This window comes from Herbiconiux sp. A18JL235 (assembly GCF_040939305.1).
Classification (GTDB): domain Bacteria; phylum Actinomycetota; class Actinomycetes; order Actinomycetales; family Microbacteriaceae; genus Herbiconiux.
Genome location: NZ_CP162513.1, coordinates 22096 through 39247, shown reverse-complemented (window position 1 = coordinate 39247; position 17152 = coordinate 22096). Strand labels below are relative to the sequence as shown.

Here is a 17152-nt window from a genome sequence, read left to right as displayed (position 1 = left end):
TAGTCAGTGACTGACGAAACAGCGGATGTCGCTGTTCCAGTCGAGACCGAACGGAGTTCCCATGACCGAGCAGATGCGCACAGTGCGCTTTCACGAGTACGGCGAGCCGAAGGATGTCCTCCGGTATGAAACGGCGCCGGTGCCGGAACCGGGCCCGGGGCGCATCCGTGTCACAGTGCACGCCGCGGGCCTTGCGCCCGCCGACTGGGCCCTGGTCCGAGGCCTGTTCGCCGGCAGCCTGCCGCGCGGCATCGGCTGCGACGTGGCAGGCATCGTCGACGCGATCGGCGACGACGTCACCGGCGTCGAGATCGGAGACGCCGTCTTCGGAACGGCGGACTGGGCGAACTCGCCCTCCGCCGGAGCATCGGAGAAGGCGGTCATGAATCGCTGGTTCCCGATCCCCGCGGGTCTCGACTTCGCGCATGCGGCCGCTCTGCCGATGACGGTGGACACTGCGTACCTTCACCTCCAGTTGCTCGGCCTAGACGAGGGCAAGACGATCCTGATCCACGGTGCGGGGAGCACGATCGGGTTCGCCGCCGTGCAGATCGCCCTCATCCGCGGCCTGCACGTCATCGCCACCGCCGGCGAGACGTACGCACAGCACCTGCGCGACTTCGGTGCCCTCGTGACCTCTTATGGCGACGGGATGGTCGAGCGTGTCGCCGAACTCAGTGCCGCGCCCGTCGACCTCGTCCTCGACACCTCGCCGGTCGGCGGGGCCCTTCCCGACCTGATCACGATCGCCGGCGGCGACCCGCAGAAGGTCCTCACCATCTCCGACTTCCAAGCCGCCGCAGAACTCGGCGCCCGCGGCTCGTTCACCGAAACGATTCCCGAGCGAGTCGAGGCGCTGCCCGAGTTCGCGCAGCTCACCGCCGAAGGAAAGTTCCAGGTACCCATCGCGGCCACGTTCCCCCTCGAGCAGTGGGAGACCGCCCTGGAGATCAGCCTCGGCGGAAACGCCCGCGGCAAGCTGGTACTCCTGCCCGGAAAGGACACCACCGATGTCTCACACGCGTGAAGGATCCCTCGACCTCGGCGGCACGACCCTGTCCTATGAGGACCACCCGGGTACCGGCCCGACAGTCGTCGGGGCGCACGGGTTGAGTTTCTCGAGGGCGGCCGAAGATGCCAGCGGTTACTTCGACTGGTCCGCTATCACCGCGGCCGGCCGACGCCTCGTGAGATACGACGCCCGCGGCCATGGCCGTTCCACCGGGCGACCCACCCCCGCGGAGTATGCCTGGCCGCGGCTCGCCGACGACCTCCTCGCGCTGCTCGACGTCGTCTCACCGAACGAGCCGGTCGACGCATTCGGAGTATCCATGGGAGTCGGCACCATCCTGCACGCCGTCGTCAAACGCCCCGACCGGTTCCGTCGACTCGCCCTCGTCATCCCACCCACCGCGTGGGAGACACGGGCCGCCCAGTCCGCGACCTACCAGCAGATCGCCTCTGTGCTTCGCGAACACGGCGTCGCAGCGCTTAACGCTGCTACTGCTTCGATCCCGCCGCTTCCGATTCTCGAATCGGGTGGCTGGGGTTCGACTCCGCCCGACATCAACGAGAGCATCATCGCCGACGTCATGCTCGGAGCGTCCGATACTGACTTCCCCACCAGGGAAGCGATCAGTCGCATCCAGCAGCCCGTCCTCCTCCGCCCCTGGGTCGACGACCCGAGCCACCCCCTGGCTACGTCGGAACAACTCCACGAACTCCTCCCGGATTCGGTCCTCGACATCCAACGCACTCCCGAAGACCTGCGCGGGCTGGGGGCCCGGATCCTGACCTTCTTCAGCTGACCCGTCGCCGACACGACGTTGGCCGGAGGTCAACATGAAAGCGAATCACGAACGCCTCTTCCGCAGATCTACGGAAGAGGCGTTAGTGTGCTGCGTGTCGTCCATCGCCCCTTTGCATCGCCACACGACAGGCTTCTCCAATAAGACGCGCTGCCACAGAGTTCTAGCGAAGCGATGTGACCGGCACCTTCGCCTCGCTGCTCTACGTCACATACCGATCACAGAAGACCGCAAGTTACGCATCAACTCCACAGTCACGGGCAGTACGCTCATGGATCCCGACCCGCGCCGCCGCCTCCCGACAGGACATCCCCTCCGCCCGAAGCCGGGCGAACTCCTCCCGCGCCGGGTGGGGGCGGGCCGGATAAGCCTTCACCCGAAACCCGACCTTCCGCGCCCAGGTGGACGCACTGTTCCGATTCAGCCCCAGCTCCCGCGCCGCGAGCGTCACGCTGCCCAACGACTCCAGCAACACCAAGAACTCAACCCGACGACGATCCTTCTCCTCCGAAAACGACACGGTGGTCGCAACCTCCCGAAACTCGGGGTGTTGCGACCACCGTTAGAACCCGCCATGCCGACCGCGGGCGTCTTGTGGTCACTCGTCGAGCAGGTGGAACTCGTTGAGGAGCTCGCCGATCTCGGTGTCGTCGATCCGCTTCATCAACAGCTTCCGGGTGAGGGAGCCTCCTGGGATCTTCAGTTCCTCGCCGTCGCGCAGGCGACTGGTGGCGGCCAGGAGCTTGCGGATGTCGTAGGTGGAGTTGAACACCTCGGGCACGCCGCGTTCGATATCGAGCAGCGTGTAGACGGCCTCCATGGGTGTGCGGACGGAGTACTCGGTGGTGAAGATGCAGTCGCGTTCGGCCGATTCGGAGAACTGGCCGATGAACGCGAAGTTCACCGAGCCTGCGGGGACGACGTCGGGGCGGTCGCCGGCTTGGCGGGGCATGAAGAACGCCGTCACGTAGGGCATCATCACCGGCACGGTCTTCGCGGCGTTCGCTGCGAGCTCGTCGATCTGGTCGATCGGCACGCCGAGGTGGTACAGCCATTCGCGAGCGATCTCCTCGCCCGTGGACTCCTGGATCGTCTTGCCGGTGTAGTCGCCGGGAACGTCGGTGAAGAGCGCGTAGACCCAGATCACGACCTCGTTGGGCTTCTGTTGCTTGAAATGCGGCTGGCGGTTCACCGTCCACGACAGCAGCCAGCTTGAGTCGGTGGCGGTCACGATGCCGCCGGTGACGACCTTGCCGCTAAGCGGGTCGCGCTTGGCGATCTTCTCGATATAGGCGGGGATGCGCGCATCCAAGGTGGTGACGGTCGCCGACTCCCATTTCGTCTCCGGGATGTGGTCGGCGAAGACGCCAGGACGTCCGAACGAGGGGTGCTTCGCCGCCACGTTCCGCCACAGGTCCCATGCTGGCGCCGGTCCGTCGTCGAGTTTCGCGGGGGTCTGCTGATCGCCCTCGTCGGAGTTCTCGGTCAGGGAGCCGATCGTCATGAACACCAGATCGTTCTCGGAGAGATCGACACCGTCGCCCGGGGCTCCGTTTTCGCGGGAGGTCCAGTGGATGTGCGTGGCCTGCTTCCGGCCGGTCTCCTCGTCGATGTCGAAGTCGACATCGTTCACGGTGGTGGAGAAGTGGAAGACCACGCCTTGGTCCAGCAGCCACGTGTAGAGAGGCAGCACGAGCGATTCGTACTGGTTGTATTTGGTGAACTTCAGCGCCGAGAAGTCGGGCAGGCCGCCGATGTGGTGGATGAAGCGGTGCAGATAGAGCTTCATCTCCAGCGCGGAGTGCCATTCCTCGAAGGCGAACATGGTGCGCCAGTACATCCAGAAGTTGCTCTTCAGGAACTCCTCGGAAAACACCTCGTTGATGCGCTTGTTCTCCATCTCCCCGCGGGTGGCGAGGAAGACCTTGACGATCTCCTTTTGCGCCTTCTCCGAGAGCGTGAACAGCCCGTCGGTGCGCGCGTCTTCACCCCGGTTCACGGTCGCGCGCTGCAGCGAGTAGTTAGGGTCGTCGCGGTTGAGCCAGTAGAACTCGTCGAGCACACTCGCGCCCTCGATCTCCAGCGAGGGGATCGAACGGAAGAGGTCCCAGAGGGTCTCGAAGTGGTCCTCCATCTCCCGTCCGCCGCGGATCACGAAGCCCTTCTTCGGTTCCTTGATGCCGTCCAACGCACCGCCGGGCAGCTTGAGCTCTTCGAGGATGGTGATCTTGTTGCCGGGCATCTGCCCGTCGCGGATGAGGAAGGCGGCGCCGGCCAGCGAGGCGAGCCCCGCTCCCACGAACCACGCCGACTTGCCATCGACGCCTTGCGGCTTGCGGGGACGCGCGAATGCCTCGTAATTGCCCGCGGTGTAACGCATGAGTGTGCTCCTGCTTCTTGTCGTGTCGTGATGAGGTGGATGGTTATTTGGCGTCGTAGGTGTAGAAGCCCTCGCCGGTGGCCACGCCGAGCTTGCCCTTATCGATGTAGTTCTCCTTCAGCCACTGCCCCAGCTGTTTGCCCTCGCCGGACTGGGACAGGATGTTGTACGGCGTTGTGAGGCCGATGATGTCGGTGATCTGGAAGGGTCCCATCGGTGCCCCCGTGGCGATGCGCCACACGTTGTCGATATCCTTCGGGTCGGCATAGCCGCCCGCGGCGAGCGCGTAGCCTGCGTTGAGGAAGGGGACCAGCAGCGAATTGAGCACATAGCCCGCCTTCTCCTTGTGGATCGGGATCGCCACCATGCCGATCTCGCCCGCGAAGGCGACAACCTCGTCGAACACGGCGGGGTCGGTGTCGGCGGTGCCCATCACCTCGGCGGTGTTGAACTTCCACACCTGGTTCGCGAAGTGCAGCGCGAGGAACCGTGCGGGGCGGCCGGTGAAGTCCTTCAGATCGCTCGGCAGCAGCGTCGACGAGTTCGTCGCGAAAATGGTCTTCGCGGGGGCCACCTTGCCGAGCTGCTCATAAGTCTGTTGCTTCAGCGCGAGCACTTCCGGGATCGCCTCGATGACGAGATCGGCATCCGCGACAGCGGCCGCGAGCTCGGAGGAATACGTGATGTGCGTGAGCGCCGCATCCGCCTTGCCTTCGGCGGCACCGGCGACACCGTCGGCCTGATAGGTCGACGCGAGTCCTTCGAAGCGCTCCTTCGCCTTCGCCAGGATCTCGTCGCTGATGTCGTACGCGGTCACCTTGAATCCGCTGAACGCGGTCTGGTAGGCGATCTGGGACCCGAGCACCCCTGTGCCGAGCACCGTCACGTTCTTGATGTTTGACATGTCATTCCTTTCTGTGAGCAGGCCATCCACGACCTGCTTGATCTGGACCCGAAGGTTTCGCTCGATGTCTGACAGCTCGACCGGCGCGTCCGAGAGGCGCGCGATGGTGAGATTGATGATGCCGAACACGGTCTCGCCCGCCAGGCGGACGGAGGCGGAATCGACGGACAGGCCACGTTCGCGCGCATGCGCTTGCAACCGGGCCGAGATCAGGCCTTCCAGTCGATAGACGAGCTCCACACCCTCGGCCCGATAAGGTTCTGCCGCGAGGCCGAACAACAGCTCCCGCTGGTACGCCATGGAATTCTCCGGCGTGCGGACGCTGCGCTCGATCGTCGGGACCACGAGCGCGTTGATCGCAGCCGCGGGCTCGGCGATAGGCGCCGCACGTCGTTCGCCCTCGTCAATCGCCGCGCGGAACTCTTCGTTGTAGATCATGAGCAGCAGCTCGCTCTTGGTGGCCGCATAGCGGAAGAGCGTCCCGGCGGCCACATCGGCCCGATCGGAGACCTCCTGCGTGGTCACCGCCGCGAAGCCTCGCTCCGCGAACAACTCGGCGGCGGCGCGGAAGATCCGGTCGCGCTTGTCGCGCATATTGCGGTCGCGCCTGCTCGCTGCCGCGACTGCCATCGTCATGCTGCAACCTCCCTGAGTAGCCTCAATAATGAGTGTACTCCGCGTCGCTCACTACGTCCGGTCCGGGTGACGTCCCGCTGAGTGGTGGAGTTTTTCAACACCGTGCAGGGTCAGCTGTTGTGATTATGCCGCAGCGAGTTCGGGGATCGCGACCTCCTCGGTTTCGGCGGTGAGGAGTTTCATGGAGTGTTCACTGAAGTAGCGGCGGTCGGCGCCGTCCCATTCGTCGTGCTGCTCGATCAGGACGTGCCCGGCCAGGCGCAGCAGCGCGGCCGGGTTGGGGAACGTGCCAACCACGTCGGTGCGGCGTTTGATCTCCTTGTTGACCCGTTCGAGCGGGTTCGTGGACCAGATCTGACGCCAGTGCGGGTACGGGAACTCAGCGAACGCGAGCAGGTCGGTCCGGGCGGTCTCGAGCATCTCGGCGATCTTGGGATGCGATCTCGTGAGCATCCGGACGACCTCGTCGAACTGGGCGTAGACGTGCTCCGGGTCGGGCTGGGCGAAGATCGTTCGGATGATCGACGCGACCATGGGACCTGCCGTCTTCGGGACGTTGGCGAGCACGTTGCGCATGAAGTGAACCCGACAACGCTGCCACGACGAGCCCTGGAACACGGTCTCGATCGCTGCAATCAGTCCCGTGTGAGCGTCGGAGATCACCAGTTTCACCCCGTCCATCCCGCGGGCCTTGAGGGAGCGCAGGAACGTGGTCCAGAACGGTTGCGACTCGGTGTCGCCGACCTCGAAGCCGAGGACTTCCCTGCGCCCGTCGGCGGCTACGCCGACCGCGACGACGACGGCTTGGGAGACCACCCGCCGTCCGACGCGGGCTTTGCAATAGGTCGCGTCGAGGAACACGTACGGGTAGGTGGTGTCCGCGAGTGGCCGGTCCCGGAACGCGGCGACGTCCTCGTCGAGGTTGCCGCAGATCCGGGAGACCTCGGACTTGCTGATCCCGGTGTCGGCGCCGAGCGCCTTCACGAGATCGTCGACCTTGCGGGTGGAGACGCCGCGTTTCGGGCCAACAAAGCGGCGGACACCACAATCGGGCGTTAAGCCACGGGCCGCTCATCGCGCGTTGGCCCGCAACCACCAACCAGAGTAAACATCTTGCACCCGACTCTTATCGTGTTATTTTTTCCGTTTCGTGAGCTGGACCCAAGATGACCGAGAATCCGGGGGAGGGGAGTGGTGGTCTCGACCTGGACCGTGTGTCTCGGAATTCTTTAGGTTTTCGAGGCGCAGTCGGTCCGTGAGCGCGACCCGATCTTTCGAGCAGTGGTGAAGTCGCCTCGAGGGTTCGAGTTGAGCGGTGTTCCACGCTGCCGAATCGCCCTGGTGAGCGCTGGAATGAGCGGGCTGGCCGAGTCTGGCCCTTCTTCGAGCGTTTGCGCGATTCGGTACAGGGTTCTGAGACTGGCGTTCGACCTGCCGCGTTCGAGCTGACTGAGAAGGCCGTGGGTCACCCCGACGCGCTCCGCCACTGAACCAACGTGAGGCGCTGCTGTCGCCGTCTCTCGCGGATGGCGGCATCCAGTCGGGATCGCGCGATTTCTCTCGGTGACCATCGAGAATTACGGTACAGCCACTGGCCGCGCACCTCCGATCACGCTCGTCGACCGTGTCTCAGTCGCTGAGCACGATCCCGCCGTCGAGGTGGAAGTGTTGCCCCGTGAACAACCTCGCTTCGTGGGTGCAGAGGTACCCGACCAGGCCGACTAGATCGGCCGGGGTTGTGAAGTCCTTCACGATCTGCTGCGAGAGCACGGCGTCGATGATCTCGTCGCTGATCCCGGTCCCGGCCAGCCCCGGGGTCTGCACAATGCTCGGAGCGATCGCGTTGACGGTGATCGAGTCGGGCCCGAGCTCCCTCGCGAGTCCGCGGGTCAGGCCGACCACCGCCGCTTTCGAGGCGATGTAGTGCACGCCGCCGACCGGCGCCACATTCACCACCGACGAGGACATGTTGATGATCCGTCCTGTGCCGGTGCGCCGGAGCTGTGGGAGGAAGGCCTTGACCGTCAGCAGCATCGAGTCGACGTTCACCCGCATCGTCCGCTGCCAGAGCTCATAGTCGAGCTCGTCGATTGACGTCTGATGCGGATGCAGGCCCGCGTTGTTGACGATGATGGAGACGTCGCCCAGTTCACGGCCGATGCGCTCCGCGGCCGCAGCCAGCGCATCAGGATCGGTCACGTCGGCGACGACGCCGATCCCACGCCGGCCTGCGCTGGTCACCGCCGCCACGGTCTCGTCGGCGACGGCGACGTCGATCACCGCGATGTCGGCTCCGTCGTCAGCGAGGTGCTTCGCGATCTCGCGGCCGATGCCCCGTGCGGCCCCGGTGACGACGGCTACGCGCCCTTCGAGTTTCTTCACAATGGTCTCCTTGCTCGGTGTCGCCTCGCGACGGTTCAGTGGGTCGTGGTGATGCGTTCGAGGCGCACGGGACCGAGCAGGCCGTGGTCCCGAACGGTCGTGGCCTGGTTCGAGGGCACACCGGTGAGCAGCGTGCCGACGATGTCGGGCATGTCGTCGTAGTAGCCGCGGGCGATCAGTCGGTTGTTCAGCGAGCTGGCGACACGGACCACGATCTCGTTGTCACCGGCCCGCAGGTCTGCTGTGATGTCGACGCGCGGCGCAGACGTGTCGAAGCCGCGCGGCGGACGCCCGCCGACCGACACCGAACCCAGGCCGCCCGCGGTGGAGCCCAGGTCGAGCACGAAGCGCTCCGCCCCGGTCGGAGCGTCGTCGAGCGTGAATCTGACCGTGTACTGGCCTACACCGGACACCGCCGCACCGATGTCCTCGATGCGTCGCCACGGAGCGAGCTGCGTGGTCGACGATCGCAGCGTGGTCACGGCGGTCGTCGGACGGATCTCCCGCGTCTCGTAGCCGAGGCCCCTGTCCTCCGTGATGAGGACGTCTTCGCCGGCATCCCAGCTCTCCACGGCGATCGACCATTCGTCGAGTGCAGCGATGGTGTCGGTCTCCTCCGAGAAGACCAGGGGAGTGGCGGAGCGGTCGAGCGTCCACAACGCCGTTTCGCCCGGCGCCAGTGCGGCGCGGATCACCGTCAGACCGTCGACGGAGCGGGCCTCGGGGTACGCGTGCAGCTCTCCGCTCCACGGGTCGATCCGGTGCACCGCGCCCTCTCCGTCGAGCGTGATCTCGACCACGGTGTCCTCACCCGTCTCGTACAGGAAGTGGTACGCGTAGACGTGGCTGAGTTCGCCGTCCACACGGAGATGGGTGAGCACGGTGCGGTTCTCGTCGGCGAACTCCGCGCGTCCTCGGACGCCGAGTGAGCGCAGCGCCTCGAGCGCGTTGTCAGGGCCGTCCGCCTCGCGCACCGAGGGCTGCCGCAGCAGTTCGGCGATCACGGCGGCGAGCTCGTCGTCGCGGCCGTCGAGCCCAGGGGTGTGGGACGCGGCGCGCGCATGGTTGATGTAGCGCTTTTCGGTGAGCAGCTTCAGTTCGGATGCGCCGTGCACGAGCACGACCGGCAACCCGGCCTGCGCCCACCGGAGCAGGAGTGCGGCCACGTCGGCGTCGAGCCCGGCCTGATAGACGAGGAGCGCTTGATAGCCGGGTCCGTCCGGCTGCACGAGTCCCCCGCCCAGACTCACCTCGTCGTGGAGCAGGAGGGAGCCGTCGAAGAACTCGTAGGTCCACCCCGCGTCCTGCAGCTGGAGGTCGCGCCACCAGTGATTCTCGCGGTCGCGCATCCACATCCGGCCGTAGGCCTCCTCGTCGGGGATGCGGCGGCCAGTGTCGTCGAGGAATGCCATGCCGGAGCCGTTGTCGGTGAAGTGATCGGTACGGAGGATGCCCACGTCGATCCGAGGCACGCCCTGGCGCAGCACGGCTTGGATACGCGCGAGGGCCTCGGTCCACAGCGGATAGAACTCGGCGGCCGGCTGACGCTCGTCGAATCGCTCGGAGAAGACCGACAGCATCCCTTCGTGCCCGGGCCAATGGGTCGCGCCCTCGGCACCGGCCGTGCTGGCCCAGCCGTGCATGACGGTCTTCGTGACGCCGGCCGCAAGTTGCGTGGCGATGATCTGGTCGTAGAAGCGGTGGTCGAGCATGTGGTTGCGGGTGGTCGCTCCCGTCTCCGACGAGTACTGCTTGCCGAACAGATGGGCCGGACCGGCGAGCAGCCGGTATGCGTCGATCTGCGCCGCGAACTCCAACGACTCGTTCTCGATGCCGTCGACCTCGATGCCGGGGCGGGTGAGTTCGAAGGGCATGCCGTAGCTGATCTCGGCCCGCAGCTCCATCGCGTTCTCGTGCAAGAACGCGGCGAACGGACGCAGCATGTTCTCGATGTAGAGGTCGGTGAGGGTCTCTACGTAGTCGTGCCTCACCTTCGCGACGGTCAGCGCGTACTCCGGGGCCGGCTCGTGATGGTAGACGGTCGATGACGCCATGATCTGCACATCGCGAGTAAGGAAGGGCAGCCACGGGTCGATGGCGTAGCCGCGCCGGCGCCGGAATTCGTCGTAGACGGTGGCCCCCCAGAACAGGCCTCCCATGCCGAACGTCCACAGCTCGAGCGAGTCCATGTACATCTGCGCGCGGCCGTTCTTACGGATCGCGCTCCGCAGCTCGGGCGTGAGCACCACGGTGTCCCAGTAGTGGATCACGGCGTCGATCCCCGCCCGGTCGAGGTAGTTGACCGTGTAGTTGGTCTGCACGGAGGGGGATGCCGTCTGGCCGGTGCCGTGCATCCAGTAGGTGAAGAGAAGCCACTCTCCCTCCGGTGCTGTCCACTCCAGGCGGCCGTCGTCGACGTGGGCGCTGAGATCGACGACGGAGGTGACGTCGAGCACCGGTGCCGATCCGGAGTCGGTCTCCACCACGCGGGCTGCCACGACGGCGACGAAGTGCTGCCGGCTTCCCGACTCGCGATGCATCGGCATGCCGTCTGGCACGGCGATCGCCGCGAGATCGATCTGCGACAGGGGGCCGGTGCGGGTCTCGCCGCCTGAGAGCCGTTCGGTGACGACATTCAATTCCTGGGCGGCAGCCGGATGGTCAGGGTCGATCGTGGGCAGGTTGGCGTTCGACCAGTTGGTGCCCGAGGTGAAGCTGACCGCCATGCCGCGCTCGGTGGTCTCATCAACGATGATGCGGTTGTCGTGAACCCACTCCTCGGATCCCCAGCCGTAACGCCGGTGGTCGATCGCCTCCTCGTCCATTGCGAGGAACTCGAGCCCGCCGAAGCCGAGTCGGCGGGCTGCGGCGATCTCGTGGCGGAGGGTCGCGTCGGTGTGGAGTCCCTCTGCCAGCCACCAGCGGATCTCGGGGCGATACTCGATGCTGGGCGACGTGAGGAGTCTCTTGAGGTCTTCGACCGACACGGTGGGTTCTCCTTCGAACAGTAGTTGGCTTCCGCCAGAGTTATCGTTACTATGACGATAATACATCGTCGCGTTGACGATACTTGAAGACGGCCGCTGAGAGCGACGCAGGTTCAAAGGAGAACGGAATGACGGCAGAGACAACGTCCAGGCGCGCCTGGTGGATCGGCGTGGTCGCGGGCATGGCGTCGTACATCGATGCCGCTGCGATCGTGAGCTCGGGCATCGGACTCGTGCTCTACCAGATCAGCTTCGGCCTCACCGAACTCCAGTTCGGTGCCCTCTCAGCGGCGCTGACCCTGGGAGTGGCGATCGGCGCGATCGTGGGCGGCCGGCTGGGCGACCGGTTCGGACGCCGATCCGTGTTCGTCATCACGATGGCGATGATCGTGATCGGCTCGGCCGTGCTCGTGTTCTCCACCTCGTTCGTGCCGCTGCTGATCGGCATCCTGCTCGTAGGCCTCGGCACGGGCGCCGACCTCCCGGTCTCACTCGCGACCATCGCCGAGGCGGCGACCGACCGCAACCGCGGCAAGCTGATCGGCTTCTCGCAGATCCTCTGGTACGGAGGCATCCTCGCCACCGTGAGCATCTCAACGGGCGTCGGCGGAATGGGCCAGCTGGGTGGCCAGATCCTCTTCGCCCACGTCGGCGTCGTCGCACTGATCATCCTCCTCCTGCGCCTGAGCATCCCGGAATCGCGCGTCTGGCGGGACGCGCACACAGCATCCCTCTCCGTGGTGTCCGGCGAGGACGCACCGGTCTCGCGACTCCGCACCATCCTCACCGACCGCCGCCTGGCCTTCCCCTTCTTCGCGCTGCTCGTCTTCTACACACTCGTCAACCTGGCTGCGAACACGACCGGTCAGTTCGGCACCTACGTCGCCGTGAACGTCGTCGGCATCAGCGTGCAGACCAACTCGCTGATCAACCTCCTCACGCTGCCCGTGGGCATCCTGCTGGGCTTCTGGTTCATGCGGATCGTCGACGGGCCGCGCCGCATGGCCTATTACGCCTTCGGTGCCATCGCGTCGACCCTGGGCCTCGCGGCCCCGGCGATCTTCGGCTTCTCGCTGCTCACCCTCGTGCTCATCTACGTGGGCGCCGCGATCGGTGGGTCGTTCGCGTTCGAGGCAATCATGAAGGTCTGGACGCAGGAGAGCTTCCCCACCCTCCTGCGCGCGTCGGCCCAGGGCAGCATCATCGCCGTGGCCCGACTCGTCGCCGCCGGGGTGGCCCTCGTCACACCGATGCTGCTGGGTGCCGCCCAGCTCGCTTACGGCGGCCTCGCGATCGTCGTCGCGATCGGGTACCTGGTGGCCTGGTTCGCCTTCCGCAAGCGGCCGGTTCCGGCCGTCGCGGCCGAGAAGACCGCCTTCTCCGACGTGGCATAGCCTTGGGGTGAGGGAAGGAGCGCTAATGCCGAGGCAACCGAAGATCAGCGAGAACGCATTCCTGCCCGCCTCCGCGTTCGCGCCCCTCGTACCTCCTGAGAGCCTCTCGGGCGCGCTCGCGTCATTCGCCGTCTGGGCTAACTCGACGACCAATCGACGCGAATTGATGCGCGCCAACGGCTTTCCGCTCGAAGACGACCTGCCGGCCTTCCTCCTGCTCAATCAGTTGATCTACCGGGGCGCCGCGAGGCCCACCGACCTCGCCGACGCGGTCGAGGTGAGCACCTCGCACATCAGCAAGGTCGTGGCGCGACTCGAGGACGCGGGCCTGGTGCGCCGGGCCCCCGACCCGACCGACAACCGTGCAGTCGTGGTCGGCCTGACCGCGGAGGGGAACGCCTTCGGCGAGCGACTCGTCGCCGGCATCGAACAGTACTTCGACGCGCTGTTCGCCGATTGGAGCGAACGGGACCGGTCGGATATCGGCCGCCTCATTGTCAAACTCGCCCGGAGTGCCGACTCGGTGTCGGCGCACGCGCTGTCGCAGGTGTCAGGACACGACTGGTCCTCAGCGCGCGCCTGATCTGAAGTGTGGCGGCGATGTGCGTCGTCACCTCGCCATCTCCCTCCACCATTCTCGCGAGTGAGCCACTAATCGCCAGCCGAGCCGATGCGCGTCGTTGAGGGTCGCGTCATCGGCTGGAGGGCGGTCCTGTAGTGCGAGGGGGTGGCGCCCACAAGGCTGACGAACCTGATTGGCAGGCTCTGAGGGGTGCAGCGACGGTGGTGTTGAAGCCGTGCAAACGGTCGAGCCGGAAGGGCTGCAGCGGAGGCCGACGAAACTCCATAGCACTCGGTGTCTCACAACCCTTAGTTTCTCGGGACTGTGTTTGTCGCGGATGAGCGTGGAAGTAGGAGCTGTTTGCCGTCCCTCGGATGGAGCTATCGGATAATCCACGCCCAGAGCTGAGTGACATCATCCACAAACTGAGGCCGGTTCACTGAATAGTGAACGGATATCCCATTACGTTTGCCATCCACATCCACAGTCACGTAGCCAGCATTCTCGAGATCGAAAAGGGACACCCGTGCCGAGGCGGGACTGACTCCCGTTGCCTCTGCGATTTCCAGAACGGTGGAGTTGGGGTGATCGAGCACGTACCGGAGGGTAAGCAGGCGCGAATTTCCAGATATTGCCCGATAGGCCGCTTCTACATTGGTAGGCATGTTGCTTAGGTCGCGAGGAATCGGCATATGTCCATCTTGCCGAGCAAATCGCTGACTCTGACGGCACTAGCCAGATCTGCTCGATTCGGGTGTCTTGGGATTCTTCTGATTTCTGACACATGCCCCATGCCAGAGGTCATCTCGCGCTGGAGTCAGTTTGATGGGTGCGTGTCGTGGGTGAGTGCGTTGGCGGTGGCTGCTGCTTGCTCGGGGTGGTTCACCGTGATGGCGATTGGTGATGCGTCGTGGCGTCGGATGACTATCCCGGGTCCTCGCCGACTGACGTAGGCGCGCCCTCGGCCAGATACGCGGTATCCCCAGCCACCCCATTCCAGCGGGTCGATTGTGTGGGCGCTGACTGATTCGATGCTTGATAGATCGAGCCGGATAAGAGGGATTCTGAACGTGATCGATGTGAGACGGATGCCACGGTGATCGACTGTGAGGCGCACCGGGGTGAGGACCAGGATCGACAGTGCTGCCGCCAGGAACACGGCCACTCCGATGAACGCGCTTCCGGTGTGCGACGACACGGCTGCGATTGCGGAGACGATGGCGAGCAAGACAAGCCCTGCCGCAATCGCGAGAAACATTGGGCTACTGATTCGCGCCGACCAGGCCGCTCGCTCGCCGGGATCCAGCGCGAGCGCCTCCGGACGCGGTGCAGGGTCCACGACGCCCGGGTCTGCTGCTGGTGTCAGGAGAAAGACGATCGCGGCGACGGTAATCGCAACGAGCAGCACTGCTAGTCGACCGCCTAGGCTCGCCTGGGCGAGGCTCGGGGCGTCAGCGGTTGCCCACGCAGCGGCAACCCATGCCGCTGCCGTGAAACCCGCGATCAGAGTAGTGATTCCCGCCCAGACCCGGGCCGGCGGGAAACGGGAACCCGCAATGACCAACACGAGCGCACCCAGCGTCAGCGCGAAGGTGATGCCGGCGAAGATCCAGAACGAAACCCACGTCGCCGAGAACCCATCCGGCGTGGACCCGTCACCGGACCAGTGTGTCGCCATTGTTGATCCCAGCCTCGATCCAAATGCTGAACCGACGCTGATGAGGGCCACCGCGGGCACGCACGCCACGATTGCGGCGGCTGTAGCGCGTACCACTCGAACCGTGCCACCCGCGGTCATGCCATTCCCTTGATGAGCCAGGACAATTCCCGCACGCTGATACCTGCCGCGGCCGCTTGGGCGACAACTGCTGCGGCAGAATCGAGAACGTTCCGTATCCCGGGGGCATCTCCACCAACGACAACAGCACCCCTGCCGCGACCGAGCTCAACGACGCCAGCCGCCCGAAGAGAATCGTAGGCGCGGAGCACGGTATGCATGTTTACGTTCAACGAGGCCGCGAGTTCTCGCGCGGAAGGCAGCTTCTCTCCCACCGCAACCTCTCCCCGCGCCACACCCTGCCGTATCTGGGACGCAATTTGCTCTGCAAAGGATGCGGGCGACCCCTCCACTAGACGAATAAGCATGTTCGTATCATACGCGAACAGTATTGATCGAGCCCTGCGCGTGATTCACCTGCCACCGATCGTTCAACGTCAGCCATGCGCCCGCCGGCAAGCTGGAGCCTTGCCCTAGACCCCTTGCGGGATTACTGCGAAAGTGTCGCGTGAGACCGCACTCTGCGACCTCACCTGACAAAGGAGTCAATCGTGGCGCAACAAGTAACCAAGAGCAGCAAGGATCGGGACGGTGACATCACGGGTCTGTGTGGAACGGGATGGAGCCACACCAAGCCCGAGGCTGTATCGAACATCGCACGAGACCCGCAAGCATATTTCGTCTCAGTGAATGGTCGGACCGTCTATGTCCGAGTAGGTAGCCGCAATGGTCGGCAGTATCTGACGACGAGCTCAGATGGGTACTCGCCCAACAATCTCGATGATCTAGACGACTGCTAGGGCAGAAGTGCAGGGGACACGTACTGTCCCCCGCGCTTTCGCGGAACGATTTCAGTCGCTATGGCGGACGAGCATCGCCAGCATTCCAACAGTAGAGATACGAGATGTCTCACTCCAGCGGCCGACCGGCTTGGTCCGACCTCGGAATTCGGCGGGCCGCGGTTCTTGCAACTATGTGTCGCAACCCAGTGTCATGATTCGTGGCGAATTCAGGTGGTCGTCGCAACACCGGTTTGATTTGTTGGGTTCGAGAGTAGCTCTTCGAGTACTTCTGCGGGTGTCCGGTAGCCGTGGCGTTTCCGTGGGCGGCGGTTGAGCTCTGCGGCCACGTTCTCCAGGATCCCTGGTCCGTGGAAAGACAGGTCGGTGCTCTTCGGGAAATATTCGCGGAGGAGCCCATTGACGTTCTCGTTGCTGCCACGTTGCCATGGCGAGTGCGGGTCGCAGAAATAGATCGGCATCCCCGTAGCGAGAGTGATCTCTTGGTGCCGGGACATCTCCCGTCCCTGGTCCCAGGTCACTGAGCGGCGTAGCTGCTCGGTGACCTGGGACCAGGGACACTGAGCGGCGTAGCTGCTCGGGAAGCGTGTTCATCGCCGTGATCATGGCGTCGGCGACGGTTCGGGAGGTGTGATCACCCGGCAGGTGCAGCAGCATCACGAACCCCGACGTTCGCTCGACGAGAGTTCCGATCGCGGACTTCGTGGCTGTCGCACCGATGATGAGATCCCCCTCCCAATGACCCGGAACGGCGCGGTCCTCGATTTCGGGTGGGCGGTCGGAGATCATCACCATCTCCTGGAACCGGTTCGCGCGCGGGCCGTTTGGCCGCTGCGGGCGGCGCGCTGCGCGGCCGGTTCTCAGGGCTGCCGCCAGTTCGGTGCGCAACGATCCGCGCCCCTGAACGTATAAGGCCTGATAGATCGTTTCGTGGGACACTTGCATCTCCGGATCGTCGGGATGCTCGAGTCTGAGCCGGCCCGCGATCTGCTCGGGACTGAACCGGTCGGCGAGCATCGATCCGACACGTTCCCGCAACGCTAACCCGTCCAGCTTCCGCGACTTCGGCCGGCGGGCTCTCGCCCATGTCTGCTCCTGCGCGATCGAGGGCACATACCGGTCCTGCACCCGGTTTCTCGCGAGCTCGCGGCTGATCGTAGATGGGGCCCGCCCCACCATGGTCGCGATGCTGCGCACCCCGTGGCCAAGCGCGAGCTGGAAGGCGATCTCCTCCCGCTCTCGTAACGACAACGACGTGGCGCGTGGACCACGGGACTCTAGATGTGTTGATGGCAGCACCTGCCGATCATTACGCAGCCACCGATACGCGGTCGGCCGCGACACCCCTGCCGCTCGTGCCGCGGCTGCCACCGGCAACCCCTGACGCAGCCCCTCCCAAAACGCTAAACGAACACCCACCGGCGACCACGGATGGCCCATCGACAGCACCCCACAGAACTCAGGGTGTTGCACTCACCACCTGAATTCGCCCGTGTAATCGGAGTGAGTTGCGAGACGGGTC

14 protein-coding genes and 3 pseudogenes are annotated in these 17152 nt (G+C 65.0%); 5 read left to right on the top strand and 12 right to left on the bottom strand.

Annotation, left to right across the window (positions count from 1 at the left end; translation table 11 throughout):
- Positions 1-61 precede the first annotated feature (61 nt).
- Positions 62-1027 carry an NADP-dependent oxidoreductase gene (locus ABFY20_RS20255; protein ID WP_368499948.1) on the top strand — a complete coding sequence of 322 codons (966 nt, stop codon included), beginning with the start codon at positions 62-64 and terminating at the stop codon, positions 1025-1027.
- Positions 1011-1808 (top strand): alpha/beta fold hydrolase, encoded by a 798-nt coding sequence (locus tag ABFY20_RS20250; protein ID WP_368499947.1) that lies wholly within the window; start codon positions 1011-1013, stop codon positions 1806-1808. The genes ABFY20_RS20255 and ABFY20_RS20250 overlap by 17 nt, the downstream gene beginning before the upstream one ends.
- A 235-nt stretch (positions 1809-2043) precedes the next feature.
- Here ABFY20_RS20250 and ABFY20_RS20245 read toward each other — a convergent pair whose 3' ends face one another.
- From ABFY20_RS20245 to ABFY20_RS20210, 8 genes and pseudogenes are all read right to left on the bottom strand, one after another.
- Positions 2044-2184, bottom strand: coding sequence for a helix-turn-helix domain-containing protein (locus ABFY20_RS20245; RefSeq protein WP_368500000.1), 141 nt, complete (start codon positions 2182-2184; stop codon positions 2044-2046).
- 222 nt (positions 2185-2406) lie between these two features.
- Positions 2407-4188 carry an oleate hydratase gene (locus ABFY20_RS20240; protein WP_368499946.1) on the bottom strand — a complete coding sequence of 594 codons (1782 nt, stop codon included), beginning with the start codon at positions 4186-4188 and terminating at the stop codon, positions 2407-2409.
- A gap of 43 nt (positions 4189-4231) precedes the next feature.
- A complete protein-coding gene (locus ABFY20_RS20235; RefSeq protein ID WP_123918134.1) occupies positions 4232-5092 on the bottom strand; it encodes a 3-hydroxyacyl-CoA dehydrogenase in 861 nt (286 codons plus the stop codon).
- 450 nt (positions 5093-5542) lie between these two features.
- Positions 5543-5686: pseudogene (locus tag ABFY20_RS20230) on the bottom strand (helix-turn-helix domain-containing protein); the annotation flags it as partial.
- A gap of 165 nt (positions 5687-5851) precedes the next feature.
- Positions 5852-6742: pseudogene (locus ABFY20_RS20225) on the bottom strand (IS256 family transposase); the annotation flags it as partial.
- Positions 6743-6957: 215 nt separating this feature from the next.
- Entirely contained in the window at positions 6958-7299 is a 342-nt protein-coding gene (locus tag ABFY20_RS20220) for a helix-turn-helix domain-containing protein (RefSeq protein ID WP_368499945.1), read from the bottom strand.
- Positions 7300-7357: 58 nt separating this feature from the next.
- A complete protein-coding gene (locus ABFY20_RS20215) occupies positions 7358-8110 on the bottom strand; it encodes an SDR family NAD(P)-dependent oxidoreductase (RefSeq protein ID WP_368499944.1) in 753 nt (250 codons plus the stop codon).
- A gap of 35 nt (positions 8111-8145) precedes the next feature.
- Positions 8146-11097: a glycosyl hydrolase gene (locus ABFY20_RS20210; RefSeq protein ID WP_368499943.1), complete on the bottom strand. Its 2952-nt coding sequence runs from the start codon at positions 11095-11097 to the stop codon at positions 8146-8148.
- Between the two features lie 128 nt (positions 11098-11225).
- Here ABFY20_RS20210 and ABFY20_RS20205 point away from each other — a divergent pair, with 128 nt between their 5' ends.
- Together ABFY20_RS20205 and ABFY20_RS20200 are read left to right on the top strand one after the other, a co-directional pair.
- Positions 11226-12491, top strand: a complete 1266-nt coding sequence (locus ABFY20_RS20205) for an MFS transporter (RefSeq protein WP_368499942.1) — start codon at positions 11226-11228, stop codon at positions 12489-12491.
- A gap of 166 nt (positions 12492-12657) precedes the next feature.
- Positions 12658-13074, top strand: a complete 417-nt coding sequence (locus ABFY20_RS20200; protein WP_368499998.1) for a MarR family winged helix-turn-helix transcriptional regulator — start codon at positions 12658-12660, stop codon at positions 13072-13074.
- 359 nt (positions 13075-13433) lie between these two features.
- Here the strand turns inward: ABFY20_RS20200 and ABFY20_RS20195 are convergent, their stop codons facing one another.
- The 3 genes from ABFY20_RS20195 to ABFY20_RS20185 form a co-directional block, all read right to left on the bottom strand.
- Complete coding sequence (locus ABFY20_RS20195; protein WP_368499999.1) at positions 13434-13718, bottom strand: winged helix-turn-helix transcriptional regulator; 285 nt, start codon at positions 13716-13718, stop codon at positions 13434-13436.
- A 152-nt stretch (positions 13719-13870) separates the two neighbouring features.
- Positions 13871-14731, bottom strand: coding sequence for a hypothetical protein (locus tag ABFY20_RS20190; RefSeq protein WP_368499997.1), 861 nt, complete (start codon positions 14729-14731; stop codon positions 13871-13873).
- 116 nt (positions 14732-14847) lie between these two features.
- On the bottom strand, positions 14848-15198 hold the full coding sequence (locus ABFY20_RS20185) for a GntR family transcriptional regulator (RefSeq protein ID WP_368499996.1): 351 nt from the start codon (positions 15196-15198) through the stop codon (positions 14848-14850).
- 183 nt (positions 15199-15381) lie between these two features.
- Here ABFY20_RS20185 and ABFY20_RS20180 point away from each other — a divergent pair, with 183 nt between their 5' ends.
- The gene (locus tag ABFY20_RS20180) at positions 15382-15630 is read left to right on the top strand and encodes a DUF3892 domain-containing protein (RefSeq protein ID WP_368499995.1); all 249 of its coding nucleotides are present in this window, start codon (positions 15382-15384) and stop codon (positions 15628-15630) included.
- 209 nt (positions 15631-15839) lie between these two features.
- Here ABFY20_RS20180 and ABFY20_RS20175 read toward each other — a convergent pair.
- A pseudogene (locus ABFY20_RS20175) lies at positions 15840-17070 on the bottom strand (IS30 family transposase).
- Between the last annotated feature and the right edge of the window lie 82 nt (positions 17071-17152).

What these genes read in the sequence shown, in the direction of transcription:
- ABFY20_RS20255 (WP_368499948.1), top strand. Translation starts at nt 62, where the DNA reads ATGACCGAGCAGATGCGCACAGTGCGCTTTCACGAGTACGGCGAGCCG.
- ABFY20_RS20250 (WP_368499947.1), top strand. Translation starts at nt 1,011, where the DNA reads ATGTCTCACACGCGTGAAGGATCCCTCGACCTCGGCGGCACGACCCTG.
- ABFY20_RS20240 (WP_368499946.1), bottom strand. Translation starts at nt 4,188, where the DNA reads ATGCGTTACACCGCGGGCAATTACGAGGCATTCGCGCGTCCCCGCAAG.
- ABFY20_RS20235 (WP_123918134.1), bottom strand. Translation starts at nt 5,092, where the DNA reads ATGTCAAACATCAAGAACGTGACGGTGCTCGGCACAGGGGTGCTCGGG.
- ABFY20_RS20220 (WP_368499945.1), bottom strand. Translation starts at nt 7,299, where the DNA reads ATGGTCACCGAGAGAAATCGCGCGATCCCGACTGGATGCCGCCATCCG.
- ABFY20_RS20205 (WP_368499942.1), top strand. Translation starts at nt 11,226, where the DNA reads ATGACGGCAGAGACAACGTCCAGGCGCGCCTGGTGGATCGGCGTGGTC.
- ABFY20_RS20200 (WP_368499998.1), top strand. Translation starts at nt 12,658, where the DNA reads ATGCGCGCCAACGGCTTTCCGCTCGAAGACGACCTGCCGGCCTTCCTC.
- ABFY20_RS20195 (WP_368499999.1), bottom strand. Translation starts at nt 13,718, where the DNA reads ATGCCTACCAATGTAGAAGCGGCCTATCGGGCAATATCTGGAAATTCG.
- ABFY20_RS20190 (WP_368499997.1), bottom strand. Translation starts at nt 14,731, where the DNA reads ATGGCGACACACTGGTCCGGTGACGGGTCCACGCCGGATGGGTTCTCG.
- ABFY20_RS20185 (WP_368499996.1), bottom strand. Translation starts at nt 15,198, where the DNA reads ATGCTTATTCGTCTAGTGGAGGGGTCGCCCGCATCCTTTGCAGAGCAA.